This is a genomic window from Telluria sp. GW821-FHT07G12 (assembly GCF_059418525.1).
The window spans coordinates 95,415-121,884 of record NZ_JBWKQA010000009.1 but is presented as its reverse complement, the minus strand read 5'-3'; the positions used below and the strand labels follow the sequence as shown (position 1 = coordinate 121,884).

Below are 26,470 nucleotides of genomic sequence, written 5' to 3'. Positions count from 1 at the left end.
GGCTGGCAGGAATCGAACCCACGACCCCTTGGTTCGTAGCCAAGTACTCTATCCAGCTGAGCTACAGCCGCCCGAGGCACGTATTATAGCAGCGGCTTGGCGTTTGGCCAAGCCCATGCGGGCGGGCATTGCAAAGGCTCGTCAGAAGCGCGAGGGCAGCAGCCCGCCAAGTGAAAACACATAGGAAACGCTCGATTTTTCTTCCACAAATTTACCTTCGGCGACTGCCGGCTCATAGATGCATCCCGAAAGCGACCTTGAGGCTGCATCGTCCAGCTCGCGATGGCCGCTCGACCGGCTGATCGCCACATCGCGCACATGGCCATCGGGGCCAATCAGGAACGATAAGGTAACGGTGCCTTGCGCCTCCTTGCGTAGGGCCGCCATCGAATAGACTGGCGTCCTGCAACTTGCAGTTTTTAGAATGGCACCGCGATCGGCGAACGCCGCGGTGTTCTGGGTAGTTTGAACTTCCTGCGCATTCGCCGCACAGCTTGCCAGGAGCATCGAGGCGAGCACAGCGGGCGCGATGCCGGCGCTCGGTCGGTAGGGCTGGGACATGGGTATCCTCGAGTGGAAGGCCGTCGTTGATGAAACGGCAAGGATACCAGCACGAGCAGAGAGGAAAATGCGTGCTTTCTAACAAAGAAAAATGGCCCAGAAATCGCTTTCTGAGCCATTCGTCCTGAAGAAGTTGGTGCGGCTGGCAGGAATCGAACCCACGACCCCTTGGTTCGTAGCCAAGTACTCTATCCAGCTGAGCTACAGCCGCCCGAGGCACGCATTATAGCAGCGGGTTGGCGATTGGCCAAGCCCCGGAAGATTCAGGCACTGCCGGGGTTGGGATGGATGGTCCAGGACACCCGCAACTGGAGAAGGGAATAGACAAACGGCCCAGAAAGAAGAACTTTCTGAGCCGTTTCTCATGCATAAGTGGTGCGGCTGGCAGGAATCGAACCCACGACCCCTTGGTTCGTAGCCAAGTACTCTATCCAGCTGAGCTACAGCCGCCCGAGTCGCCATTATAGCAGTGACATCCCACCGGTGGAAGACTTAATTTTTCTCAACATAACGGGGGCTTCTGGTAGATTTAAGGCTGTCTCCGGAAAACCGTCCATGTTCCGCTTTTTAATTGCCGCCGCAGCCACCGTCCTGATCTCGATCGCCAGCCTGCCGGCCCAGGCCGGCGCGCCGCGCAGCCTGCGTTTCGAGCACCTGAGCCTGGAGCAGGGCCTGTCGCAGGAAACCGTGAAGACCATCCTGCAGGACCGGGCCGGCTTCATGTGGTTCGGCACCCAGAGCGGACTGAACCGCTACGATGGTTACCGCATCCGCGCGTTCCGCAGCGATCCAGCCGATCAGTCCAGCCTGCCCGACAATTACGTCCAGGCTTCGTATGAAGACGGCGAAGGGCGGCTGTGGTTCGGCACGCGCGGCGGCCTGGCCCGCTTCGACGAAGCGCGCCAGAAGTTCGTCCGCTATCCCTTCGCCTCCGGCAGCGAGCTGCTGGCGCGCAACCGCGCCGTGGCCGCCATCGTCGGCGATGGCGCCGGCGGGCTATGGGTCGGCACCGGCGAGGGCCTGGTCCACCTCGACACCGCCAGCGGACGCTTCCGTGTTTTCCGCCACGACGACGCCGACTCCAGCAGCCTGCGCGACGACCGCGTCAGCGCACTGGCACTCGACGGGCGCGGCGGGCTGTGGGTCGGCACCGGCGTCGGCATCGACCATTTGCCGGCCGGCGCGACCAGCTTCGATCACTACGACATCGATCCGCGCGGCGGCGCCAAGCGCAACACCGTGCTGTCGCTGTCGATGGCGCAGAACGGCACGCTGTGGGTCGGCACCGGCGCCGGCCTCGACGCCTGGCGCACCGGCGAGGGCCAGCCCCAGCGCCGCCACGTCGGCGCCGACGAAGGCATCGCCGAGACCGGCATCCTGACCCTCTACCACGACGCCGGCAACAACCTGTGGGTCGGCACCGACCTCGACGGCCTGAAATGGCTGGATCCCGCCAGCCAGCGTTTCGTCAGCTATACCAATGTGCCGCTCGACCGCCACAGCCTGTCGGACAACCAGGTCAGCGCGGTGCGCGTGGACCGCACCGGCACCTTATGGGTCGGCACCCTGTTCAACGGCGTTAACCGCGCCGACCTCGCCAGCGGCGGCTTCGGCAGTTTCACGCTGCTGCCGGGCGATCCGGGCGACCGCACCGCCACCCTCAGTCGCAAGATCCGCGCGATCGCGGCCGGCGCCGATGGCCGCTTGTGGCTGGGAACGACCGGCTCCGGACTCCTCCACCTGGAACCGATCAGCGGCCGGGCCGAGCGTATCCGCCACGATCCGGCGCGCAAAGGCAGCCTGCCGGACGACACCATCACCGCCGTGCTGCCCGGGCGCGGGCGCCTGTGGGTCGGTTCGGCCACTGGCCTGTCCTGGCGCGACGCCGCGAGCGGCCTGTTCGCCACGGTAGCCCTGGGCAAGGATGCGGCCAGTAACTACGTGCAGGACCTGATGCTGGACCGCGCCGGCAACCTGTGGGTGGCCACCCGCGGCGGCCTGTTCCTGCTCGATCCGGACGGGCGCACCCTGAGCGCCTGGCGCCACGATTCGCTCGACCCGAAGAGCCTCGGCGAGAACTACGGCTTCGCGCTGCTCGAAGACCGCGCCGGGAATATCTGGCTCGGCACCGAGAATGGCCTGGACCGCCTCGACCGCGCCAGCGGCACCTTCACCCATTACCGCCACGACGACAAGGACCCGGCCACGCTGCGCCACAACCGCGTCTACTATCTGTACGAGTCGGCACGCGGCGAGCTCTGGGTCGGCACCGCGGCCGGCCTGCACCGCATGGAGCGCGACGCCGCCGGCGGCGCCATGTTCCGCTATTTCCCGGTGACGAATACGCACGAGCCGGTGCCGATCGGCGCCATCCTCGAAGATGCCCGCGGCGAGCTCTGGGTCAGCACCACGGTGGGCCTGACCCGCATCGACCCGGCCACCGGCGAATTCAAGAGCTACAGCGCGAAGGACGGCTTGCTGGACGGCACCTATTTCGTCGGCTCGGCCGCGCGCGGCGCCGACGGCGAGCTGCACTTCGGCGGCGCCAACGGCATGACTTCCTTCATGCCCGACGCGGTGCGCGACAACCCGTATCCTGCGCAGCCGGTCATCACCGACTTCCTGGTGCAGAACCGTTCGCGCCTGCCGCACGCCGCAGGCGATTCGCCGCGGGTCGAGCTGCCTTACCGCGATTCCGTGTTCACGCTGGAGTTCGCGGCCCTGCATTTCGCCGACCCGCAGAGCAACCGCTTCGCCTACCGCCTGCAGGGCTTCGACCGCGACTGGACCGAGACCGACGCCAGCAAACGCTTCGCCACCTATACCAACCTGGACCCGGGCCATTACGTGTTCGAGGTCCGCGCCGCCAACAAGGACGGGCTGTGGAGCGACACCCCGGCGCACCTCGCCATCGACATCGCGCCGCCGTTCTGGATGACCTGGTGGTTCCGCCTGCTGGGCGGGCTGGCCGTCATCGGCGCCGGCGTCGCCATCTACCGGCTGCGCATCCGCGCGCTGATGCAGCAGACCGAAAGGCTGGAACGCACCGTCGGCGCGCGCACCGCCGAACTGGTGCTGCAGAAGGAAGCGGCCGAGCAGCAGAAGGAAGCGGCGCTGCAGGCGCGCCGCAACATCGCACTGCTGTCCGACATCGGCCGCGAACTCACCTCCAACCTGGACAGCGAGGCGATCATGAAGAATGTCTACGGCCAGGTGCGGCAGCTGATGGACGTGCACGTGTTCGCGATCGGCGTGCTGCGCGGCGACCGTCTCGATTGCCCCTTCGTGATCGAAGACGGCAAGCGCGTCGACGGCGCCGAACAGTGCGGCGCCCGCGTGATGGCGATGGCGCTGCGCTGCGCGGAGAACGGCGAGGAATTCCTGATCGACGATTTCGAGCGCGACGCCGCGCGCTGGGTCGGCAAGCTGCAGGACGAGCCGGATGCACGGCCGCCGGCTTCGCTGATCCTGGTGCCGGTGCTGCTCGGCGCCCGCGCGCTGGGCGTGCTGTGCGTGCAGAGCCGCGAACGCCAGGCCTACCAGCATCTGCAACTGGACATGCTCAGCACCCTGGCGGCTTACGTCGGTGTAGCGCTGGACAATGCCGATGCCTACCGCCAGCTGAAGGACACCCAGGCCCAGCTCGCAGCCCACGAGAGGCTGGCTTCCCTCGGCTCGCTGGTAGCCGGCGTCGCTCACGAACTGAATACGCCGATCGGCAACAGCCTGCTGATGGCCAGCACGCTGCAGGAAAAGACGGACATGCTGGCTGCGCGCTTCGCCTCGGCCAACCTGAAGAAGTCGGAACTCGAAGGGTGGATCGCGGCCGCCAGCGAAGCCAGCGCCCTGATCCAGCGCAGCCTGCACGCGGCGGCCGAACTGGTGAACAGCTTCAAGCAGGTCTCGGTCGACCAGGCCAGCACCCAGCGCCGCCGCTTCGACCTGGCCCAGGCCTGCCAGGAAATCGCCGCCACCATCATGAACCAGGTGCGGCGCGGCGGGCATTCTCTGGAGCTTCAGGTCGCGCCGGGCATCGTCATGGATAGTTATCCGGGACCGCTGGGGCAGGTGCTGATTAACTTCGTCAACAACGCGCTGCTGCATGCCTTCGAGGGGCCGGGCGGGAAGATGGTGCTGGCGGCTTCGCTTGCCGGTTCCGACCGCGTGCGCATCGAGTTCCGGGACGATGGGCGCGGGATTCCGGCCGAGCATCTGTCGCGGATTTTCGATCCCTTCTTTACGACGCGGATGGGGCAGGGCGGGACTGGGCTTGGCTTGAATATCGCCTATAACATCGTCACGACGCTGTTGGGCGGGACGATCCGGGTGGAGAGCGGGCAGGGGACCTTGTTTATCCTGGATTTGCCTTTGCGGGCAGTGCAGGGGCTGGATCTTGCTGCCGCGGCCACTCAGCAAGGCAGCGCGAAAGTATCGTAGTATCCGGGTTGGCCAGAAGGGAGGGTCATTGAAGCTGCTGCAGGCGATCGTTGGCTGGCAGGTGTAATGACGCTTTGTCATTAGACTGATATGATGGGCATGCGTGCCAGGACACGGCGCGCGGATCGGCTTCCAGGCCTGCCCAATCAAACTTCGCGAATCGCCCCGTCCCGGCTATATAGAGCAATACCAATGACCGACTCCTCTGACCACCCGCATTTTCGCGGCGGTGGCGCTATGGGCGCAATGATCCGTTGCTACGACTGGTCGGCAACGCCGCTGGGTATACTGGACTCATGGCCGTTGTCCTTGAAAACTGCCGTGAACCTGATGCTGCGGACGCAGCAACCGATGTCCATCGCGTGGGGGCCACGCCACATCTTGCTCTACAACGACGCTTACATCCCCATACTTGGCAATAAACACCCCGATGCGCTGGGTCATTCGAGGGCAGAGGTATGGAGCGAGATCTGGGAGGAACTGCGGCCTTTGGACGAGGCCGTAATGCGCGGCGAATCGCTCTCGTTCAAGAATAAACCGTTTCAGTTGGGCGGCCGTGAGACGCCTGGACCACACTATTTCAGTTTCACTTACTCCCCCTTGCTGGATGACGAAGGGCTGGTCGCGGGCATCTTCTGTGCGGCGATCGAAACCACCGCGACTGTGAAGCTCGCAGACAATGCACGCGTCGCGCGCGTGTCGCAGCAAGCCTTGGCCGAGAGCGAAGAACGCCTGCGCCTGGCCACGGACGCTGCCGAGATCGCGTTCTGGGATGTGAATGTGGCCGATGGCAGTATGATTTGGCAACCGCGCCTGCGAACCATGTTCGGCATCATGACCGACGAAGCGCTTTCACTGGACGATTTTTTCGCCATCCTGCATCCGGACGACCGGGCCATGGTGGCCCGCGCGTTCGCGGCCGCCTGCGATCCGGAGCAGCGCGCGCTTTACAATGTCGAGTACCGCACGGTGGGCCGCGACGACGGCCGGGTTCGCTGGGTCGCGGCCAAGGGACGCGGACTCTTCGACGATGCCGGCCGCTGTGTACGCGCTAACGGCACGGCGATGGACATCACCAGCCGCAAGACCACCGAGCTGGCGATGGAGATGGCGCTGGAAGCCAGCCGCACCGGCACCTTTCACTGGGACATTCTGGACAACAGGCTCACCTGGGACGATGCGCTCGACCGTCTGTTCGGTCTCCGTCCCGGGGAGGCGGTACGCAGCCTCGACCAATTCATCGCGCTGGTGCACCCGGACGACCGCGCCGAAGTTATCCGCCGCTGCGAGCGCTGCCGCGATTTCGGCGATGATTTCGACATGGAGTTCCGGGTAGTGTATCCGGATGGTTCGCTGCACTGGCTGTACGATCGCGGCCGTACCTTCCTGGACCCGACGGGACGGGCGAAAACAATGACCGGCGCCTGTGTCGACATTACGAACTATGTACGCACGCGCGAGGCACTCAAGCTTGCCGATCGCCAGAAAGACGACTTCCTGGCCACGCTCGCGCACGAGTTGCGTAACCCGCTCGCACCTTTACGAACCGGCGTGCACCTGCTGCAGAAAATCAAAGGCGGCCTGCCGAGCCAGGCGAGTCAAGTGCTAGGCATCATGCAACGTCAGCTCGATCACATGGTGCACCTGGTCGACGACCTGCTCGACATCGCCCGCATCCGCCAGGGCAAGATCCTGTTGCGGCAGGAATCGCTTTCATTGCAGTCCGTGCTCGAACAAGCGCTGGAGAGTGTGCAGACTTTGTTCGACGCGCAGGGCCATGAGCTCGTTTGGGACAGTGTCGATCCGGCGCTACGCGTCACCGGCGACCCGACCCGGCTGGTGCAGGTGGTGGGCAACCTGCTAAACAACGCGGCAAAATACACTCCGCGCGGAGGCCGCGTGTCGCTGCGAGGCGCCGAGGCCACTGAGGCGGGCATGCTGCTCATCGAGGTGGCCGACACGGGCATCGGCATTCCGCCCGATATGCTGGAGCATGTGTTCGACCGCTTCGCGCAGGTTCAGCAGCACCTGGACCATGCGCAGGGCGGATTGGGCATCGGCCTGAGCGTCGTCAAGGGGCTGGTCGAGATGCACGGTGGCCGCGTCGCCGCCGAGAGCGCCGGCCCCGGCGCCGGCAGCCTGTTCCGCATCTGGCTGCCGCGTGCGGACACGCCGCAGCCGGCCGAGGTCGCGCGGCCGCCGAGTCCGGCCGTGATCGAACGGCACAGGGTGCTGGTCGTCGACGACAACCGCGACGCGGCCGAGACCATGGCGATGGTGCTTGAGATGAGCGGCCACGAGGTATTCCTCGCGCATGACGGGCAGACGGCGGTCGCGATGGTGAAGTGCCATGACCCTGCGGTGGTGTTCCTCGACATTGGCATGCCGGGCATGAATGGGTACGAGACTGCATCTCTGTTGCGATCCTTGCCGGGTGCGCAGGCCCGCGTGCTGGTGGCGCTGACAGGCTGGGGTAGCGAAGCCGATCAGGCGCGCAGCCTGGCGGCGGGCTTCGACCTCCACCTTACCAAGCCAGTCGACATCGACAAAGTCCAGCGTGTGCTGTCGGCGAGCCTGGTGCGCGAGGCTCCCGTGTTCGCACTGTAGTTTTAGCGTCGCCTATCGTAAAAAATTGCACCTTAGAAAATTGTCTTTATGTATAGTGTAAGCACTACACATACATAATTCCAACCAATACCGTGAAACTTCGCCCCCCGTTTTTCGCCTGGCTCATCCTTGTCTTCTTCATTACCCACTTGGTCCATGAAGCCTCGCATTGGCTGATGGGCGCAGCATTGGGTTTCGATATGCGCTTCGGTTTGAATGGCGTGTCGTATCTGTCGCCAACCCAGCCTTGGCAACGGGCTCTGGCCGATATCGCCGCGCCGATCGTAACGATCGTTCAAGGCGTGATCGCGTATCTCCTGGTAATCCAAAGCTCATCCTTTAGGGTATATGCCTTCCTCTATGCCGCATTTTTCATGCGTCTGGTGGCCGGACTGGTAAGCGTCGTGTATCCGAACGATGAGGCGCGGGTGAGCATGTTCCTGGGACTGGGAAAATGGACACTGCCGGTGTTGGTGGCGGCCGGCCTGCTGGTTTTGCTTGTCAAGGCAAGCAGGCGCCTGCAGCTGAACTGGAAAGATCAGTTGGCAAGCTACGCCGTCGCTTCGATCACCATATCGGTCATTGTTGGTCTGGATATGCTGATGCGTTGATGCCTGCCTTGAGCCGCCGCGCCGCCTGCACCGGCGGCGTATCGCCAAGGGGCAGCAGCACGGACCCGCGCGCCAGCGCCCGCACCAGCGCCGCTTCGCCTAACCGCAAGCCATGCCCGCGCAACTGCGGCAGCGAACGCACCGGCTCCGGCAGGATGTCCACGGCGGCGCGCACCAGCAGCCTTTGCAGCCAGCGCATCGGCGCCGGCAAGATGGCCGCGTCCTCCATGATCCGCATAAAATCCGCCAGGATGTCCGAGCCCTCCAGCCCGGGTGCAGTCCGCGCCAGCAGCGCCTCCCAGGCAGCCCACGAAGCAGGCGCCCCGGTCGCGCCATACAGCCCGGCCGAGGCCTGGCCCTCGGCGAAAGCAGCATCCTTTTCGAGCGCCGACAAGCCACGCACATAGCGGTGATAAGCCTCGGTAAAGCCGAAGCTGGCCGTCGCATGCACCCAGTCCAATAAGCGCGGATCGTTGGCGTGATAGGCGACACCATCCGGCGTGCTGCCTTCCACATGCGCGTGCATGCGCACCACGCGCGCGATCAGCTGCTCGGTCGCCGTGCGCGGCCCATACACCGTCATCATGGCCGCAAAGCCGGTGCGCCGAAGGCGTGTGAGCGGATCGCGCTGGAAGCTGCTGTGGTCCCAGACGCCCGAACGGACGGAGGGTTCGGCCAGCTCCAGCAGCACCGCCGTCACGCCGCCGATGAACAGCGCCACCGGATTGGCGAACACCCGCCAGGAGACCCCGTCCGCCGGCGTCAGGGCCGGCTCGCCGTGCGGCTGGCTGAAGTCGAAAGCCATGCCGGGCGGCGGAAGCATGAGGTCCTGGATTCGGCTCAGCATCCGTGCTGGATCGTCAGACCTGGACCTGGATATCGCCGAAGAAGCCCAGCTGCAGGCTGCTGGCGATGCGGTTCGCCACCAGGAGCGCCGGGTCGGCGTCCTCGGGACCGAAGACCTCGATCGCGGTCAGCCTGAACAGGGTCAGCCAGCGCACGAAGTGCTCCTTGCCGATGCCGCTCAAGGCCATGTGCTTGCCGAAGACGTTGCCCTGGAATTCGCCGGTGTCCAGCAGGACCTTGGTCCAGAACGCAACCATCCGCGGCATGTGCTCGTGCCAGTGGCCGGCCAGCTTTGCTTCGAACACGGGGCCGAGCACGGCGTCTTCCCTGACGCGGGAATAGAAGGTATCGACCAGCTGGACGATGCTTGAAGCCGTGATGCTCATACGAGATTCTTGGGCGTGCCGGCCGCCCAGGCGTCGATGTTTTCGACCAGCATGTCGGCCAGGGTTTGCATGGCGCCGCCGCTGGCCCAGGCCACGTGCGGGGTCAGGACGAAGTTGGGCAGCTTCAGATTCAGCAGCGGGTTCTCCGGCACGGGCGGCTCCTTGCTCAAGACGTCGAAGCCGGCGCCGGCGATCGTGCCGTTCTGCAGCGCCGCGGCCAGCGCCGCCTCGTCGACCAAGCCGCCGCGGGCGGTGTTGATCAGGATGGCGCTCTTCTTCATCGACGCCAGTTCGGCGGCGGCGATCATGTGGCGGGTCTGCTCGGTCAGCGGCAGGTGCAGGCTGATGACGTCGGAAGTCGCCAGCAGTTCGGCCAGCGGCAGCTGCAGCACATCGTCATCGCTGACGGGAGAGCGCGACGCAACCGCGATCTCCATCCCGAACGCCCGCCCGATCTGCGCCACGCGCCGCCCCAGCGCGCCATAGCCGACGATGCCGAGCCGGCTGCCGGCCAGGTCGCCGATCGGGTGGTCGAGCAGGCAGAAGCGGGTCGACTGTTCCCAGCGGCCGGCGGCGACGTCGGCCGCATAGGCGAGAAGATTGCGCCGCACCGCCAGGATCAGCCCGAAGCAGTGCTCCGGCACCGACACCACCGAGTAATTGCGGATATTGCAGACGGCGATGCCGCGTTCGCGGCAGGCGGCGAGGTCGACGTTGTCGGTCCCGGTGGCGGCCACGGCCACCAGTTTCAGATCCGGCAGCTGGGCGATCTCGGCCGCGCGCAGCGGCACCTTGTTGGTGATCGCGACCGTGGCGCCGCGCAGGCGCTCGACGACTTCGTGCTGCGCGGTGGCCGGGTAGTCCTGCCATTCGTGTTCGAAGGCGGGCGGACGGACGGTGGCGATCAGGCTGTCGCGGTCGAGGAAGACGATCTTGTGCATGGCGGTCCCAAAAACGAAGCAGACCACTATTGTATCGGCGGATCGAGAAACCGTAGCGAGCGGCGGCAGTTTCGTCCGAGAAGCGCAGCCGTACTTACGGTACGGCGAGCATCGCAGGGCGAAAATGCAACGCGCAGCAGGTTTATCGACCGCCCACCACAAAAAAAAGACAGGCCGTGGCCTGTCTTTCGGAGGTGATGGGGCTTGAGCCGCGTGGGCTTAGTGTGCTGCTGCCGCGTCGGCTTTCTTGTCTGCGTGGTCCACGGCCTTGTCGGCAGCAGCCTCCGCTTTGGCCTTCTCGGCCTTCTTGTGTGCTTTTGCCTTGGTCTTGGCGGCGTCGGCCTTGGCGACGGCGACGTCCGACTTGGCTTCGGCTTCTTTCTTCTCTACCTTGGCATCGGCCTTGGCTGCTGCCTTGGTTTCCTTGGCCTCGGCTTTGGCCATGTCCTTGTCTGCTTTTGCATCGGCCTTGGCGGCATGCGCCGTTGCCGGGGCCGGCGACGTTGCGGTCGACTGGGCGGCAAATGCCGAGGTAGCAAACAGACCGGCGATCAGGGTAGCGACGATTTTGCTCATGGCGATGTTTCCTTCAGTTTGTCGTTGATATGGTGGGACATTCCCGGTGTTACTGGTCCCTCAACGCGCCTGTTCGCCGGTCAGTTGACGCGCTTTTACATGTTCTTACAAATAGCTATCACTGCGCCGTCCGCGCGCCGGCAAGCTGGGCGATCGCCGCTAGCGTGGTCTGCGCCGCGTTCAGGCCCAGGAGGTAATCCTTGTCGCTGAAGGTGGCCACCAGGTCGGTCGGCTGGTGCCAGTGCGGATTCCAGCCGGCGCCGATCTGCTGGCCGCGCTCGTTTTCACGCAGCGAGATCGAGGGCACCAGGTCCATGAACGGGGTCGAGTCCGTGTTGGTCATGTGCGGGCCGACCGAGGCGGGGTAGTCCGAAGCGTACTTGTCGTTCGCGGCGCGGAAGGTCCAGGCCAGCTTCTGGGCCCCTTCGGCTTGCCTGGCATTCGCCTGGAACTCGATGTTGACGTCGGCTTCGCGGCGCTGTTCGGGCAGGGGGCTGGTGACCGTCTTGCCGTTCGCGTCGAGGTGCGCCACCGGCATGCCGTGGTCGAACATCATCATGTCGTGCTGGATCATGCCCAGCCAGCGCGGTTCCGGATAGCGGCCGGAGCCCTTCGGCGACTCGATCTCCTGCAGGTCCTTGCGCTGGCTGACGTAGGCCGCGGCGCCGTTCAGCCCGGTCTCTTCGTTGTTCCACAATGCGAAGCGGATGCTGCGCCCGGTCGTCACGCCGGATGCGTTCAGGATGCGCGCCAGTTCCATCACCAGCGCGGTGCCGGACGCGTCGTCGTTGGCGGCCTCGCCATAGCCCATGCCGTCCATGTGGGCGGCGACGATGTACATCTCTTCGGGATGGGTGTTGCCGACCTTGGTGCAGTAGACCTCTTCGCGCGGGCCGCCTTTCGGATCGGGCTGCTCGGCGTTCAGGGCGCGCAGGCGCTCGTCCGGCTGGCTCATGGGGTTCTCGTTGACGCCGGTTGGCGCGCGGGTGCCGAACAGGGTGCTGCCGCCCTGGCCGGACGGACCGCCGCGGCCACCTCCGGTACCTGCCGGGCGCGGGCTGCCGGGCGGACGCGGCGCGGGCGGCGTGTATTCATAGCGGATACGCTCGGTGGCGCAGCCGTAGGACTTCAGCTGGGCCTCGATCCAGTCGATCGCCTTGCGGTTGCGCTCGGTGCCCTGGCGGCGGTCGCCGAAGCGTGCCAGGTTGCGGATGGTGTCCTTGTAGCGGTTCAGGTCGAGCTGGGAGACCAGTTGGGCCACGGGATCGGTGGCCGGCGTAGCAGTCTGAGCGGACGCAGGGACGGCCAGGGCGGCCGCGAAGAAGAGGGAAGGGATGAGCAGGGCGGACGGTTTCACATGAGCTCTCGATCGGGTGCGAAATGGAAGCCAACTATATGCCACGCGCACGATTGATGCATATTTGACAGTGGAAATTATTCCACGGATACTCATTCGGCATTTCCAATTAACCAACAAAATCCATAAACCGTGAAGACCACTTCCATCGCCATCCTGTCCGCGGCCGCGCTGGCCGCGTCCACGCATGCCGCACCGACCGCCCCGGCCGTCAAACCCGCGCCGCCCGCGTCGCAGGCCGTGCAGATCGAGGCCTCCCACCTGTCGCACGACGTCAAGGTGCTCGCCTCTGACGAGTTCGAGGGCCGCGGCCCGAACACCCCGGGCGAAGCCAAGACCGTCGCCTATCTCGTCAACCAGTTCGAAGCGGCCGGCCTCAAGCCGGGGGGCGACCTGGTCGACGGCAAGCGCGGCTGGACCCAGGACGTGCCGCTGGGGCGTTTCGAGATCAAGGGCCCGGTGACGGTGAGCGTCAAGGGCGGAGGCAAGGAAGACGCGCTGACCCAGGGCGAGCAGATCTCCGTGCGCGCAGCGATGACGGGCGCGAAGAGCGTCGAGTTCAAGGATGCGCCGCTGGTCTTCGTCGGCTACGGTGTCACCGCGCCGGAGCGCAAGTGGGACGACTTCAAGGGCCAGGACCTGAAAGGCAAGCTGGCCGTGGTCCTGATCAACGACCCGGACTTCGACATCGGCAAGGGCGAGTTCGGCGGCAAGGCCATGACCTATTACGGCCGCTGGACCTATAAATTCGAGGAGCTGGCCCGCCGCGGCGCGCTCGGCACCCTGATCGTGCACGAGACCGCGCCGGCCTCCTACGGCTGGGCGACGGTGAAAAACTCGAACACCAACGTCATGTACGACGTGGTGCGCAAGAACCCGCTGGAGGCGCACGCGCCGGTCGAAGCCTGGATCCAGCGCGACCTGGCGGTCGACCTGTTCAAGCGCGCCGGCCTGGACTTCGACAAGCTGAAGAAATCGGCGCAAGCGCGCAGCTTCAAGCCGGTCGAGCTGACGGGCGTGTCGATGTCGGGCAAGTATGCGGTCGACGCCCAGACCATCGTCTCGAAGAACGTACTCGCCGTGCGCGAGGGCAGCCAGCATCCGGACCAGTACGTGGTCTACAGCGCCCACTGGGACCATCTCGGCATCGGCCTGCCCGACGCCAAGGGCGACCGCATCTACAACGGCGCGGTCGACAACGCGACCGGCATCGCGGCCCTGCTGGAACTGGCGCGCGTGTACGCGGCCGCGCCGGCGCCGCAGCGCAGCGTGGTCTTCCTGGCCGTGACCGCCGAAGAGAAGGGCCTGCTGGGCTCCGAATACTATGCCTCGAACCCGGTGTATCCGCTGGCGAAGACGGTCGGCGTAATCAACATGGACGCCCTCAGCCCCTACGGCCGCGCGCGCGACTTCACGATCTCGGGCAGCGCCAAGCTGGACCTGCTGGACCGCCTGGTGGCGAAGGCCAAGCTGGCGAAGCTGAGCTATTCGCCGGACCCGAAACCGGAAGCCGGCCACTTCTTCCGTTCCGACCACTTCCCCTTCGCCAAGCGCGGCGTGCCGGCGATTTCCTTCGGTTCGGGCGAGCATTGGGAGCAGGGTGGCGTCGCCGCCGGCAAGAAGGAGTCCGACCGCTACGTCAAGGAGAACTACCACCAGCCCTCCGATGAATGGCATGCGGAGTGGACCTTCGAGGGCATGACGCGCGACCTGGGCATTCTGTACGCGGTAGGCCGCGAGCTGGCCGACTCGAACGCCTGGCCGAACTGGAGCAAGGATTCGGAATTCCGGGCTGCGCGCGATCAGAGCTCATCCGAGCGGAAGTAACTGCTCAGTTGAGCAGAAAGTGAGCGGGGCGCGCGACGGTTAGCTGCCGTACAGTCGCGCCCGCGGCATCGCCGTACATTGGCAACATTGCTGCTGATGTACAGGTGATGCCATGCCCGACGCACTCAAGGAATACAAGGCCAAGCGGAATTTTTCGATCACGTCGGAACCCGCGGAAGGCGGCGACGCCAGCACCGGCGCGCTGACCTTCGTGATCCAGAAGCACTGGGCCACCAGGCTGCACTACGATTTCCGTCTCGAACTCGACGGCACCATGAAGAGCTGGGCCGTGCCGAAAGGCCCCAGTTTCGACAGCCATGACAAACGCATGGCGATCCACGTCGAGGACCACCCGATCTCCTATTCCGATTTCGAAGGCACGATCCCGCCCAAGCAATATGGCGCGGGCGAGGTCATCGTCTGGGACAAGGGCACCTGGGAGCCGATCGGCGACCCTCGCAAGGGCTATGCCAAGGGCGAGATCAAGTTCGAGATCCATGGCCACAAGATGCACGGCCGCTGGGTGCTGGTGCGCCTGCGCGGCCATGAGGACGACAAGCAGGAGCCCTGGCTGCTGATCAAGGAAAACGACGAGTACATGCGCCCGGCCTCCGAGTTTTCGGTGGTCGACGAGATGCCGGACAGCGTCAAGGACTTGCCGATGCCGGGTGCGCCCGGGGATCGGGCGGCGGCACGGGCCAAGGTGGCCGAGTTGAAGGCGGAGGCCAAGTCTGCCAAAAAGCCAGCCGCCAAAGCGGCTGCCAAGACTGCCGCCGCCAAGCCGGCTGCGAAGACGGCGAAACGCGGCGCCATGCCCGAGGGCGCAGTAAAAGCCGAGCTGCCGAAAACGCTGAGCGCCGAGCTGGCGACCCTGGTCGACGCGCCGCCCGAACGTCCCGAGGAATGGATCTTCGAGATCAAGTTCGACGGCTACCGCATGCTGACCCGGGTCGCTGACAAGGGCAAGGACATCCGCCTGATCACCCGCAACGGCAACGACTGGACCGACAAGCTGCGCCCGCTGCAGGAAGAGATCAAGCGCATGAAGCTGCCGGACGGCTGGTACGACGGCGAGATCGTGGTCCACGACGAGAACGGCAAGCCGAACTTCAACCTGCTGCAGCTGGCCTTCGACGGCTCCAACCGCGCGCAAATCGTTTATTTCGTTTTCGACGCGCCCTACATGAAGGGCTACGACCTGCGCGAGGTGCGCCTGGATCAGCGCCGTCCACTGCTCGAGGAAGTCCTGGCGGCGAAGCCGTCCGACACCGTGCGCTTCTCTTCCGAATTCGGCACCGACCCCAGCCAGCTGGTGGTGGCCGCCTGCCAGATCGGGCTGGAAGGCGTGATCGGCAAGCGCCGCGACTCGCGCTACGTGACGCGCCGCTCGCCCGAGTGGATCAAGCTGAAGTGCGGGATGCGCCAGGAGTTCGTGATCGGCGGCTGGACCGACCCGCATGGCGCGCGCACCGGCATCGGCTCGCTGCTGCTCGGTTACTACGACGAGCAGGGCGTGCTGCGCTACGCCGGCAATTGCGGTAGCGGCTTCAACGGCGCCTCGCTGCGCCACATGCGCGAGACGCTGGAAGCCATCGCGACCGAGGAGAACCCCTTCCCGCCGCGCGCGGTGCCCGGCCGCGGCAACCACTGGGTCAAGCCCAACCTGGTGGCCGAGGTCAGTTTTTCGGAATGGACCGCCACCAATTCGATCCGCCACCCCGTGTTCCAAGGCCTGCGCAAGGACAAGCCGGCCAAAAGCGTGGTGCGCGAACAGGCCAGACACGTGCAGGAAAATGGGAAGGAGCGGGCAAGCATGAAACCCGAGGAGCAGGCGGCAGACAGCAAGCCGGCGCCGCGCAAGCGCGCCAGTGCCGCGCCGGCGAAGGCAGCGAAGGCATCGAGCAAGGCAGCGAAAGCCGCGCCGGCGGCCAGCGGTTTGCCGCCAACGTTCAAAGTCACCCACGGCGAACGCGTGATGGACAAGGAGAGCGGCGTCACGAAGCTCGAACTGGTCGAGTACTACGCGCTGGTCGGCGAGCTGATGATGGAACACCTGAAGGGCCGCCCGGTCTCGCTGGTGCGCGCGCCCGAGGGCGTGGGCGGTGAGCTGTTCTTCCAGAAGCACGTGGTCGATCCGCGCAAGATGCCGGGCGTGGGCCAGCTGGACCAGGCCCTCGATCCGGACCACCCGCGCATGACGCGCATCGACAGCGTCGAAGGCATCCTGTCCTGCGCCCAGTGGAACGTGGTCGAGATCCACAGCCAGAACGCGGTCGAAAAGCGCTACGACACACCGGACCGCTTCGTGTTCGACCTCGACCCGGGCGAGGGCATCACCTTCGCCCAGGTGCAGGAAGGGACCCAGCTGGTGCGCGCCTTCCTGCAGGAGCTGGGCCTGAATCCCTTCCTCAAGACCAGCGGCGGCAAGGGCCTGCACGTGGTGGTGCCGCTCAAGCCCAAGCTGGACTGGGACACCGTGAAGGACTTCTCGCATGCCATCGTGACCCACCTGGCGAAGACCCTGCCGGAGCGCTTCTCGGACAAGAGCGGCGCCAAGAACCGCGTGGGCCGCATCTTCATCGACTACCTGCGCAACGGGCGCGGCGCGACCACGGTCGCGGCCTGGTCCGCGCGCACCCGGCCGGGGCTGGGGATATCGGTGCCGGTGCGTTGGGAAGAGCTGATGGACCTGAGGTCAGGGGCGCACTGGACCGTGCGCACCGTCGGGGAGCGGCTGGCGATCGGCAATTCGCCGTGGGAGGATTACGAGGATAGCGCGGTCACGCTGACCAAAGCGATGAAGGCCTTGGGATTCAAGGCCAAGTAGCGCCGTTCACGGCTTGGGCGGCGGGGTCGGATTGATTTCCTGCGACCAGACGACGGACGCAATCTTCCAGCCGGAGTCAAGCCGCACCAGCTGCCAGCTCTCCTTGCCCCAGTTGCTGCGGTGGCTCCCCTCCATGAAGGTGTAGTCGAACCAGACCTGGGCAACGTCGCCATCGGTCTCGATACGCAGGTTCGAGAAGGTCTCCTCGACCGGCGCCGGATCCTTGACGATCATGTCGATGAACCGGCGCGGCGTGCTGGTGAAGTACTTGAAGGGGCGCTTCATCTCGGGTTTGGGGCGGCTTGCGTAGAGCATCTCGATGGAGGCGTCGGTCGTCACGCCGGCCCAGGTGATGTCCTCCTTCATGAACAGCTGCAGGAAGGCTTCCTTGTCCTTCTTGATGAGGGAGGTCCGGAAGCTCTCGACCACGGCCTCGATCTGCTTCCTGCTGTGCGCGGGATCGTCGGCGCGGGCCATCTGCGGCGCGGACAGGCACAGGCCGGCGGCCAGGAACAACATGGGAATTGCTGCTTTCATCGCGTCTCCTTGGTGGTATGCCGCGACGATAAGGCCGCTGTGCACGGCCTGTCCAAGGAGATGCGTTCAGCCGTGCATGGTTCACGGCAAAACGGTTTGACGCGCGGGCCTGCGCTTCACGAGGGCTGGCGGGCCCCGGCCTGGTCGTGGGTTTCGGCCTCCGCCTCCTTGTGGTTGCGGATAATCGCGCGCACGTTCATCGCACACAGCCCCGCCTGCAGCGCGATCAGGGCCCAGGCTCCGTCATGCACGCCCCAGGCAATCCACATGAGGTTCGACACAATGAAGGTATAGAAGCCGAGGATCCGGCGCCGCGCATGGCGGGCGCCGACCAGGAAGGCGGCGCACAGCGTGACCGCCATGGCCGGCCATTGCAGCAGGTCGAGCAAAGTATCCAAATCCACTCAGGCCGCCTTCCTGCGCCTGGCCGGAGCCTTGGTTGCGGCAGCGGTCTTGGCGGCGGCCTTTTTGGCCGGGGCTTTGGCCGCAGCCTTCTTGACAGCCGGCTTCTTGGCCGCAGTGGCGCGCGTATGGACGGTGCCATGCGAAGACGTCGACTTGCGCGCACGCGGCGGCGGGGCGTCCGAGGCATCGTCGTCCTCGTCGCTGGAAGGCTTGCGCGACTTGCGCGGCGGCGGATCGTCGTCGTCATCGTCGTCGCGGTCCGCATGCGCGGGCGCCGCTTTCTTGCCCAGGCTGGCCTGCAGCAGCGAGACCAGGTCGATGACGTTGGATTTCTTCGGCTTGTCCTGCTCCGGTTCCGGCTCCGTGATGGTCTTGGTCTGGTTGGCCTTGATCTTCTTCTTGATCATGGCCATCACGTCTTCGCGGTAGGTGTCGTGGTACTGCTGCGGCTTCCAGTTCTCGCTCATGCCTTCGACGAGGGCCTTGGCCATCTGCAGTTCCTTGGCCGTCACCATGGCCGCCTTGGAGTGCTCGCCCGGAATCTTGAGTTCGTCGGTCGGGCGGATCTCGTCCGGGTAGCGCAGGGTGATGAGGACGATGGCATCGTCGACACAGACCAGCGCCGCCAGGTGCTGCTTGACGCGGATGACGACGTTGGCGATGCCGATCTTGCCGACCTCGCGCAGGGTCTCGCGCAGCAGCGCATAGACCTTGTCGCCGCCCTTGCCGGGGGCGAGATAGTAGGGCTGCTCGTAGTAGAGCAGCGGCACCTGGTCGGCCTCGACGAAGGCCAGGATGTCGATGGTCTGGGTCGCTTCCGGGTTGGCGCGGCGCAGGTCCTCGTCGGACAGCACCACGTATTCGTCGGTCGCGTATTCATAGCCCTTGATGATGTCGTCCCAGGAGACTTCCTTGCCGGTGTTCTTGTTGTAGCGCTTGAAGCCGATCGGCGCGAAGTCGCGCCGGTCGAGCATGTGCAGGTCCAGCGAGTGTTCGCTGGTTGCCGGATACAGCTCGACCGGAATATGGACCAGTCCGAAACTGATTGCGCCCTTCCACATGCTCCTTGCCATTGTCACGCTCCTTTAAAATTATTCCCCGACCGAACCCGTAATCGGAAGAACGACACCCGTCACGTAGCCCGAGCACACGCTCGACGCCAGGTAGACGTAGGCCGGCGACAGCTCTTCCGGCTGCGCCGGGCGGCCGAAGGTGGTCTGCTGGCCGAACTTGGTGATGTCTTCCGGCGACTGGTCGGCCGGGTTCAGCGGCGTCCACACCGGGCCCGGGGCCACGCAGTTCACGCGGATGCCCTTGTCGAGCAGGTTGGCCGCCAGCGACATGGTGAAGGCGTGGATCGCGCCCTTGGTGGTCGAATAGTCGAGCAGCTTCTTCGAGCCCTTCAGGCCCGTCACCGAACCCGTGTTCACGATCGCGGCGCCGCGCTTCATGTAGGGCAGGCAGGCCTTGGCCATGTGGAAGTAGCCGTAGATATTAGTGCGCATGGTCTCGTCGAAGCGGTCTTCGGTCAGGTCCAGCAGCGATTCCGCGTGCTCCTGGAAGGCGGCGTTGTTGACCAGGACGTCCAGGCGGCCGAACTTCGCGACGATCTGGTCGACGGCCTGCTGGCAGAACTCCATGTCCTTGACGTCGCCGGCGACGGTCACGCATTGGCGGCCTTCGGCCTCGATGTAGCGCTGGGTCTCGGCGGCGTCCTCGTGCTCGTTCAGGTAGAGGATGGCGACGTCGGCGCCTTCGCGCGCGAACAGGATCGCGACCGCGCGGCCGATGCCGGAGTCGCCGCCGGTGACGATCGCCACCTGGCCTTCGAGCTTGCCGCTGCCCTTGTAGCCCTCGGCCATGAACTTGGGCTTGAGCTCCATCTGGGCTTCCAGGCCGGGCTTGGCCAGGTGCTGAGCCGGGAAGTCGCCCGAGGGTTGCTGGACGCCGGTCTGGGCGGCGCCGCCCTGATCGCCGCCTCCGCCGCTGCCCTGATCGCCCTTCTGCATGCTGGCGTCGTGCTGGTCCTGGCGGTTCTGGATTGCTTTCTGCTTGTTCGCTACATCGTCCTGGTTGGCCATGCCGATCTCCTTGTCCTAAGCGTGTTACCCGATCCCGCAGTATTCACGCCGCAGCGCGTTCGCTACCGTGCGCTTCCACACACAGCGCCGCATTTGCTGGCCGCGCTAAGTGCTTTGTGGCAAACTTCCGCCTGTAACAGGCCTCATTGAACGGCTATACCAGGAGCGCAGATGTCGCAGCAGGAGTCGCAGCAGGACCAGCAGGACGCAGGATGGACGGGGATCTACGTCAGCCCGATGGCGCAAAGGCGCGCCGGCTTCGACCAGGCCTGCGGCCCGCTGTTCGCGCAACTGCACCTGGCCGACAGCCTCGATGCCGCCGCCAGCCTGCTGGCACAGGCGCCGGCCGGGCTGCTGGTGATCGACCTCGAACGCTTCGAGCCCAGCATCGACCTGGACGCGCTGGGCGGCCTGCTGGCGCGCCGCGGCGGCGAGCCGGTGCTGCTGCTGTGCCCCTTCGCGAACGCGCGCTGGCTGCCGCTGCTGAATGCCTGGGGCCCGGCGGCCTACGCGATGACGCCGATCGAGCCGGCGCGCCTGCAGGCCACGGTTCAGCACTGCCTGGAGGCGCCCGCCGGCTGCGCCCCCGCTGCCGATGCGGATGCGCTGCGCGCACTGCTGGCCTTGCGCGCACGCGTGCAGGCCGCGCTCGACGGACCGGATGAAGAACAGAGCCTGGCCGAACGCCTGTGCCAGGCCCTGCTGGCGTGGCCCGGCGTGCTGCACGCCGCCATGTTCCGCATGAAGCCGGACGGCGACCTGCGGCTCGAGGCCGAGCAGGGCAGGGACCACGCGGCCGGTCTGCGCCTGGCCACCCTCCTGCAGCGCAGCGAGCGCCTGCTGCAGGCGCCGCTGCGCCACGCCTTCCCCGGGCTGCTGGCCGCCGCCACCGGCGAGCTGGCGCTGCTCGACAGCCTGGAGCAGGCCGGGGAGCCGGAGCTGGCGCAGCAGCTGAGCGCCCACGGCGTGGTGCAGGCGCTGGGAATCCCGCTGCCGGCCGACGGTCCGGGCGCCCCGCGCGGCGCGCTGTCGCTGCTGCTCGACAGTGAAGCTGCGCTGGCGCCGGAAGCCCTGGCCACGCTCGCCGATTGTGCCGCGCTGGCTGCGCTGGGCCTGCGCATGGACGACATGAACCTTGAAGCCGAACAGCTGCTGGCGCGCCTGACCTATGTGTCGACCACGGACGCCCTGACCGGCGTCGCCAACCGCCGCCACGGCGAGGAGCTGCTCGAGCGCGAAGTGAAGCGCGCGCGCCGCTATCGTGCGCCGCTGGCCCTGCTGTCCTTCGACATCGACCGCTTCAAGGCCATCAACGACACGTACGGCCATCCGGTCGGCGACGTTGCCCTGCGCACCGTGGCCGACTGCGTGCGTGCGCTGCTGCGCTCGAGCGACGTGCTGGTGCGCTCGGGCGGCGAGGAATTCCATGTGATCGCGCCGCACACCAGCGCGATCGACGGCCTCAGGATGGCCGAAAAGATCCGCCACGCGGTCGAGCGGGCGGAGATTCCCGGCTGCGACCATGTCACGGTCAGCCTCGGCGTGGCCCAGTTGGGCGAACAGGAAAGCGCCGACTCGCTGGTCCAGCGCGTCGAAACCGCGATGGCGCGCGCCAAGCGGGCAGGGCGCAACTGCGTCGAACTGGCGATGCAATGATGCTCGCCTGGGTGAAGGGCTACCGCCGCGCGTGGCTGGCGGGGGATCTGGCGGCGGGCGCCGTGGTCGCCATGATGATGATCCCGCAAGGCATGGCCTACGCGCTGGTGGCGGGGCTGCCGCCGGTCGCGGGCATCTACGCCAGCATCCTGCCTCTGCTCCTGTACGCGCTGTTCGGCACCAGCAGCAGCCAGTCGGTGGGGCCGATGGCGATCATTTCGCTGATGACCGCCTCAAGCCTGGCGCCGCTAGCGGTCCCGGGCACGGCGCTGTACGCCACGCTGGCCGGCCAGCTGGCTCTGTTGTCCGGCCTGGTGCTGCTGGCCTGCGGCTTGCTGCGGCTGGGCTTCCTCGCCAATTTCTTCTCGCGTCCGGTCATGAACGGCTTCACGATCGGTTCCTCGATCCTGATCGCCTGGGACCAGCTGGGCACCCTGCTGGGGGCGGCGCCGCCGCACTGGCACGGACCGAGCGCCGCGCTGGGCCTGGGCGCGCTGGCGCTGCTGATGCTGGCGCGCCGCCACGGCGCCGCGCTGCTGCGGCGCTGTGGGCTGCCGCCGTCCGCCGCCGACATTGGCGCGCGCCTGGCGCCGATGCTGCTGGTGCTCGGCGCGATCGTGCTGGTGGCCCTGCTCGGCCTGGACCGGATGGGCGTGCGGATCATCGGCCCGGTACCCGCCGGCCTGCCGCACCTGAACCTGGCGACGTCGGCCCCGCACTGGCAGCAGCTGCTCAAGCCGGCGCTGCTGATCGGCTTCATGTGCTTCCTGCTCTCGATGTCCGGCGCGCAGGCGCTGGCCGCCAAAAAGGGAGAGAAGCTGCAGACGAACGCCGAGCTGGTGGGTCTGGGCGCGGCCAACATCGGCAGCTTCCTGAGCGGCGCCTTTCCCGTCACCGCCAGCCTGTCGCGCTCCGCCGTGAATTTCTCGGCCGGCGCCAACTCCCAGCTCGCCGGCATCGTGACGGCGCTGCTGCTGGGCGCGGCCCTGGTGCTGCCGACCGGCTGGCTGGCGCTGCTGCCGCTGCCGGTGCTGTCCGCCACCATCATCGTTGCCGTGCTGGGGATGCTGGAAGCGTCGACCCTGCGCACCGCCTGGCGCTACGACCGCGCCGACGCGCTGGCGCTGCTGGCCACCGCCGGCGGCGTGCTGCTGATGGGCGTCGAGGCCGGGGTCGTGGTCGGCCTGCTGCTGTCGATGGGGGCGATGATCTGGCGCGAGAGCCGGCCGCATATCGCGGTGCTGGGCCGGATCGCCGGCACCGAGCATTTCCGCAACGTCGACCGCTACGAGACCGAGACCCGCAGCGGCGTGTTGCTGCTGCGCGTCGATGCCGGACTCTTTTTCGGCAACGTCGAGGCGGTCAACGCCCGCGTCGAGGAAGAGCTGGGGCATCACGAAGGCGTGCGCGAGCTGGTTCTGGTGCTGTCGGCCGTGAACGCGATCGATACCTCGGCGCTGTTCGGCCTGCTGGAGCTGAACGCGGCCCTCGCGCAGCGCGGCGTGCGTCTGCACCTGGCCGAGGTCAAGGGGCCGGTGATGGACCGTCTCAAACAGTCGACCCTGCTCGAGCGCCTGAGCGGCCAGGTCTTCCTCAGCACGGCGAATGCGTGGAATGCTTTAAGCGTCAAGGATTATTGATTGTCAGGCCGACACGGCTGTGGCAATATGATTTGTATCAATACTTCCGGGGGGGAGTCATGTTTAACCGAACCAGCCTGAGCTTGTTGTCGTCCGCGTTTTTCTGCTGCCTCTGCGCCACCCCCGCGCTGCGTTGAGCTTCCCATGCTGTCCCGCATATCGCACAAGCCCGGCATCAAAGCCGGGCTGCTGGCGCTTGCCATCCTCGATGCATACCCGACATGGGCAGGCGATGGCCTGAGCGTGACCGGCCGTATCGCATTTGGCGGCGTCAACCGGCTGGAGGCGCCCGATCCGCTGCTGCTCACCGCCGCCAACTCGGCCGCGATCAGCCTGGTCGGCTATGGCATGGGCGCGAATGCCGACGACGCCAATTTGAACTACGCGCGCCATGACTGGGTGTCGCGCGCATGGCTCGGCAACCTCGACCTGCGCTACGAAGGCGCCACGATGAACGGGGTGGTCCGCGTCAAGGCCTGGTACGACGACGGCCTGCGGCATGATGCCCGGCCCTGGGGCAATTCGATCAGCCGCTACGCCGCTGGACAGCCTCTGGGCGATGCCGGCACGGACAAGCTGGGCCGCTTTTCCGGCGTGGCCCTGGGCGAAGCCTGGCTCGAGCGCAGCATGGCGCCCGGCGGCAACAGCCTGCTGCTGCGCGCCGGCCGCCAGCTGACGCCCTGGAGCGAGCGCGGACCGGCGCTGGAAGCCATGGCGCCGCGCGACTTTCCGGCGTCGCGGCGCGCCGGCAGCCTGCCCCAGGAGACGCGGGTAGCGGCCCCGATGCTGTTCGCGCGCGCAGGCCTGGCGCCCGGCTGGGCGCTGGAAGGCTTCGTGCAGGCTTTCCGGCCCAGCGCGATCGATACCTGCGGCACCTATTGGGCGATCAGCGACTACGCTGCGGACGGTTGCAATGCCGTGATGGCCGGTCCTCCAGGGGGCCTGAGCGATCGTGCACGGATGGCCCAGGGGGCGTTCATGCAGCGCCTGCCGACAGTGAAGCCGGACGCACCGAACCGTGGCCTGGCGCTGTTCTGGCAAGCGGACGGCGATACCGAATTCGGCGTCTACCATGCGCGTTATGGCTGGCGCATGCCCATGCCGAGCCTGCGGCGCTCGACGCGCGTCGGCGCGCCCCTGATCGCGGGCGACCCGGGCGGCCTGAACATGCGCTTCTTTACCGAGTACGTGAGCAACGCAAGCCTGACGGCCTTCACCGCCAGCCACCGTGCCGGCGCCACTACCTACGGCGCCGAACTGTCCTGGCGCGAGCGCATCCCTTTCATGCTGTCGCCGGCCGACGTGCTGCCGCCTTTCCTGAACCCGAGCATACCGGCGATGCTGCGCACCAGCGTCGACGCGGTGCCGCCGGGCGGCATCTTCCCGGGTTACGACCTGTATTCGATGGCCCAGCTTCAGCTGAGCGTGCAGCACCGCTGGGAAGCCTTCGGCGTGCCGCTGACCGGGCTGGTGGAACTGATGGGCAAGCACACGCCGGGCCTGCCGGACCAGAACGTGCGGCGCTATGGCCGCGCCGACGTGTTCGGCCCGGGTCCGGTGAACGGCGTCTGCACGGTAATGACGGGCGACGCGGCGCGCCAGTGCAGCCAGCGCGGCTACCAGACCGCCAACTCATGGAGCTACCGCCTGCGCCTCGACGCGCGCCTGCCCGAGTTTGCACCTGGCCTGGCAACCAAGCTGACGGCCGGCTTCGGCCATGAGGTGAAGGGCTGGTCCGGCGATTTCGCCATCAACGAGGGCCGGCGCATGCTGTCGGCCGGCTGCCAGTTCGAATACCGCAAACGCTACTTCGCCGACCTGCAGTACGTCGGCATCTGGGGCGGCGACTACAACCCGACCTCCGACCGCGACACCCTGGCGCTGTCTGCCGGCGTGCGCTTTTAAGGTCCGCCGGCCGCACCGCCCTGGTGCGCTTTCCCTTTCGGGTGCAGCGCGCAGGCGCCAGGCGCCCCTGATTGCCATGGCACGCATCCTGCTAAACAGGAGGTATGCGCGATTCCTCCCTTTCCACTCCCGTCTTCCAGCCGCCGCCGGCGCCGCCCTGGCGCGCCAGCCTGGACCTGGGCTTCACCTGCGACGGTGAGTTCACGCGGCTCGCAAGCCGTGCGCATGCCGGACCGCTGCGCGTGCAGAAGGCGCTGTATCCGGAAGGGCCGCGCACCTGCCACGTGATCCTCGTGCACCCGCCCGGCGGCGTGGTAGGCGGCGACCGCCTGGAGATCGATGTCCGGCTGGGCGGCAGCAGCAGGGTCTTCGCCACCACGCCCGGCGCCGCCAAGTGGTACCGCGCGCAGGACCGCCTGTCGCGCCAGGACGTTCGCCTGCGGATAGCCGACGGCGCCGCGCTCGAATGGCTGCCCCAGGAAAGCATCTTCTACGACGGCGCCGGCGTCGAGCTCGAACACGAGGTCGAGCTGGGCGAGGGCGCCGCCTATATCGGCAGCGAGATCCTGTGCTTCGGCCGGCGCGCGATGGGCGAGCGCTTCGTGCGCGGGCAGGTTGCCCAGCGCACCCGCATCCGCCAGGCCGGCCGCCTGGTCTGGCATGAGCAGGGCCGGCTCGATGCCGCCGGCCTGGACAGCCCGCTGGGCTTGAACGGGCAGAGCGTGTGCGCGACCTTGCTCGCGGTCGGCAAGCCGCTGCCGGCGGCGGTCGCGGCCGCGCTGCGCGGCGGTGTCCCGGGCCTGGCCCTGAGCCAGGTGAAATCGGTGCTGGTGGCGCGCCACCTGGGCGACGACAGCGAAACCGCGCGCGCCGCCATGCTGCGCGTGTGGCAGGCGGTGCGGCCGCACCTGCTGGGCCTCGACGGCCGCCCGCCGCGCATCTGGAACACCTAGGAGCCGACCATGGACCTGACGCCCCGCGAAAAAGACAAGCTGCTGATCTTCACCGCCGCCCTGCTGGCCGAGCGCCGCCGCGCACGCGGGCTGAAACTGAACTATCCGGAAGCCGTGGCGCTCATCAGCGCCGCGATCATGGAAGGTGCGCGCGACGGCCGCAGCGTCGCCGCGCTGATGAGCGAGGGCGCCACCATCCTGGGCCGCGACGACGTGATGGAAGGTGTGCCGGAGATGATCCCGGAGATCCAGGTCGAAGCCACCTTCCCGGACGGCAGCAAGCTGGTCACCGTCCACCAGCCCATCGTTTGAATGGA

General features: G+C 66.5%; 20 protein-coding genes and 3 tRNA genes. 10 read left to right on the top strand and 13 right to left on the bottom strand.

What is annotated here, in order from left to right:
- The 4 genes from AC07PE_RS25295 to AC07PE_RS25280 all read right to left on the bottom strand — a co-directional run bounded on the left by AC07PE_RS25295 (position 1) and on the right by AC07PE_RS25280 (position 1,011).
- Positions 1-71, bottom strand: a tRNA-Arg gene (locus AC07PE_RS25295).
- Between the two features lie 70 nt (positions 72-141).
- Positions 142-561, bottom strand: coding sequence for an energy transducer TonB (locus AC07PE_RS25290; protein ID WP_498769751.1), 420 nt, complete (start codon positions 559-561; stop codon positions 142-144).
- A gap of 134 nt (positions 562-695) precedes the next feature.
- Positions 696-772 (bottom strand) — tRNA-Arg (locus AC07PE_RS25285).
- A gap of 162 nt (positions 773-934) precedes the next feature.
- Positions 935-1,011 (bottom strand) — tRNA-Arg (locus tag AC07PE_RS25280).
- Between the two features lie 105 nt (positions 1,012-1,116).
- Between AC07PE_RS25280 and AC07PE_RS25275 the strand changes: the two genes are divergently transcribed.
- From AC07PE_RS25275 to AC07PE_RS25265, 3 genes are all read left to right on the top strand, one after another.
- A complete protein-coding gene (locus AC07PE_RS25275) occupies positions 1,117-4,998 on the top strand; it encodes a two-component regulator propeller domain-containing protein (protein ID WP_498769749.1) in 3,882 nt (1,293 codons plus the stop codon).
- A 330-nt stretch (positions 4,999-5,328) separates the two neighbouring features.
- Positions 5,329-7,605, top strand: a complete 2,277-nt coding sequence (locus AC07PE_RS25270) for a hybrid sensor histidine kinase/response regulator (RefSeq protein WP_498769853.1) — start codon at positions 5,329-5,331, stop codon at positions 7,603-7,605.
- Positions 7,606-7,697: 92 nt separating this feature from the next.
- Entirely contained in the window at positions 7,698-8,216 is a 519-nt protein-coding gene (locus AC07PE_RS25265) for a hypothetical protein (protein ID WP_498769747.1), read from the top strand.
- Here AC07PE_RS25265 and AC07PE_RS25260 read toward each other — a convergent pair.
- From AC07PE_RS25260 to AC07PE_RS25240, 5 genes are all read right to left on the bottom strand, one after another.
- Positions 8,185-9,063 carry an oxygenase MpaB family protein gene (locus tag AC07PE_RS25260; protein ID WP_498769745.1) on the bottom strand — a complete coding sequence of 293 codons (879 nt, stop codon included), beginning with the start codon at positions 9,061-9,063 and terminating at the stop codon, positions 8,185-8,187. The genes AC07PE_RS25265 and AC07PE_RS25260 overlap by 32 nt on opposite strands.
- 13 nt (positions 9,064-9,076) lie before the next feature.
- Complete coding sequence (locus AC07PE_RS25255; protein WP_498769743.1) at positions 9,077-9,448, bottom strand: group III truncated hemoglobin; 372 nt, start codon at positions 9,446-9,448, stop codon at positions 9,077-9,079.
- Positions 9,445-10,389 (bottom strand): D-2-hydroxyacid dehydrogenase, encoded by a 945-nt coding sequence (locus AC07PE_RS25250; RefSeq protein WP_498769741.1) that lies wholly within the window; start codon positions 10,387-10,389, stop codon positions 9,445-9,447. Before AC07PE_RS25250 ends, AC07PE_RS25255 begins: the two co-directional genes overlap by 4 nt.
- 219 nt (positions 10,390-10,608) lie before the next feature.
- Positions 10,609-10,965: a hypothetical protein gene (locus tag AC07PE_RS25245; protein ID WP_498769739.1), complete on the bottom strand. Its 357-nt coding sequence runs from the start codon at positions 10,963-10,965 to the stop codon at positions 10,609-10,611.
- Positions 10,966-11,083: 118 nt separating this feature from the next.
- Positions 11,084-12,322: a M28 family metallopeptidase gene (locus tag AC07PE_RS25240; protein ID WP_498769737.1), complete on the bottom strand. Its 1,239-nt coding sequence runs from the start codon at positions 12,320-12,322 to the stop codon at positions 11,084-11,086.
- A 132-nt stretch (positions 12,323-12,454) separates the two neighbouring features.
- Between AC07PE_RS25240 and AC07PE_RS25235 the strand changes: the two genes are divergently transcribed.
- Positions 12,455-14,149, top strand: a complete 1,695-nt coding sequence (locus AC07PE_RS25235) for a M28 family metallopeptidase (RefSeq protein WP_498769735.1) — start codon at positions 12,455-12,457, stop codon at positions 14,147-14,149.
- Between the two features lie 112 nt (positions 14,150-14,261).
- Positions 14,262-16,976 carry a DNA ligase D gene (ligD, locus tag AC07PE_RS25230; RefSeq protein WP_498769733.1) on the top strand — a complete coding sequence of 905 codons (2,715 nt, stop codon included), beginning with the start codon at positions 14,262-14,264 and terminating at the stop codon, positions 16,974-16,976.
- 6 nt (positions 16,977-16,982) lie between these two features.
- Here the strand turns inward: ligD and AC07PE_RS25225 are convergent, their stop codons facing one another.
- The 4 genes from AC07PE_RS25225 to AC07PE_RS25210 all read right to left on the bottom strand — a co-directional run bounded on the left by AC07PE_RS25225 (position 16,983) and on the right by AC07PE_RS25210 (position 19,999).
- The gene (locus AC07PE_RS25225; RefSeq protein WP_498769731.1) at positions 16,983-17,513 is read right to left on the bottom strand and encodes a nuclear transport factor 2 family protein; all 531 of its coding nucleotides are present in this window, start codon (positions 17,511-17,513) and stop codon (positions 16,983-16,985) included.
- A gap of 116 nt (positions 17,514-17,629) precedes the next feature.
- Positions 17,630-17,917: a hypothetical protein gene (locus tag AC07PE_RS25220; protein ID WP_498769729.1), complete on the bottom strand. Its 288-nt coding sequence runs from the start codon at positions 17,915-17,917 to the stop codon at positions 17,630-17,632.
- Positions 17,918-18,991, bottom strand: coding sequence for a non-homologous end joining protein Ku (ku, locus tag AC07PE_RS25215; RefSeq protein ID WP_498769727.1), 1,074 nt, complete (start codon positions 18,989-18,991; stop codon positions 17,918-17,920).
- 18 nt (positions 18,992-19,009) lie between these two features.
- The gene (locus AC07PE_RS25210) at positions 19,010-19,999 is read right to left on the bottom strand and encodes an SDR family oxidoreductase (protein ID WP_498769725.1); all 990 of its coding nucleotides are present in this window, start codon (positions 19,997-19,999) and stop codon (positions 19,010-19,012) included.
- Positions 20,000-20,170: 171 nt separating this feature from the next.
- Between AC07PE_RS25210 and AC07PE_RS25205 the strand changes: the two genes are divergently transcribed.
- The 5 genes from AC07PE_RS25205 (at position 20,171) to AC07PE_RS25185 (ending at position 26,465) form a co-directional block, all read left to right on the top strand.
- On the top strand, positions 20,171-21,655 hold the full coding sequence (locus tag AC07PE_RS25205) for a GGDEF domain-containing protein (protein ID WP_498769723.1): 1,485 nt from the start codon (positions 20,171-20,173) through the stop codon (positions 21,653-21,655).
- Entirely contained in the window at positions 21,655-23,295 is a 1,641-nt protein-coding gene (locus AC07PE_RS25200; RefSeq protein WP_498769850.1) for a SulP family inorganic anion transporter, read from the top strand. The genes AC07PE_RS25205 and AC07PE_RS25200 overlap by 1 nt, the downstream gene beginning before the upstream one ends.
- 144 nt (positions 23,296-23,439) lie before the next feature.
- Positions 23,440-25,200 carry a DUF1302 domain-containing protein gene (locus AC07PE_RS25195; protein ID WP_498769721.1) on the top strand — a complete coding sequence of 587 codons (1,761 nt, stop codon included), beginning with the start codon at positions 23,440-23,442 and terminating at the stop codon, positions 25,198-25,200.
- 104 nt (positions 25,201-25,304) lie between these two features.
- Positions 25,305-26,153, top strand: coding sequence for an urease accessory protein UreD (locus tag AC07PE_RS25190; RefSeq protein WP_498769718.1), 849 nt, complete (start codon positions 25,305-25,307; stop codon positions 26,151-26,153).
- 9 nt (positions 26,154-26,162) lie between these two features.
- Positions 26,163-26,465 (top strand): urease subunit gamma, encoded by a 303-nt coding sequence (locus AC07PE_RS25185; RefSeq protein WP_498769716.1) that lies wholly within the window; start codon positions 26,163-26,165, stop codon positions 26,463-26,465.
- Positions 26,466-26,470: the final 5 nt, after the last annotated feature.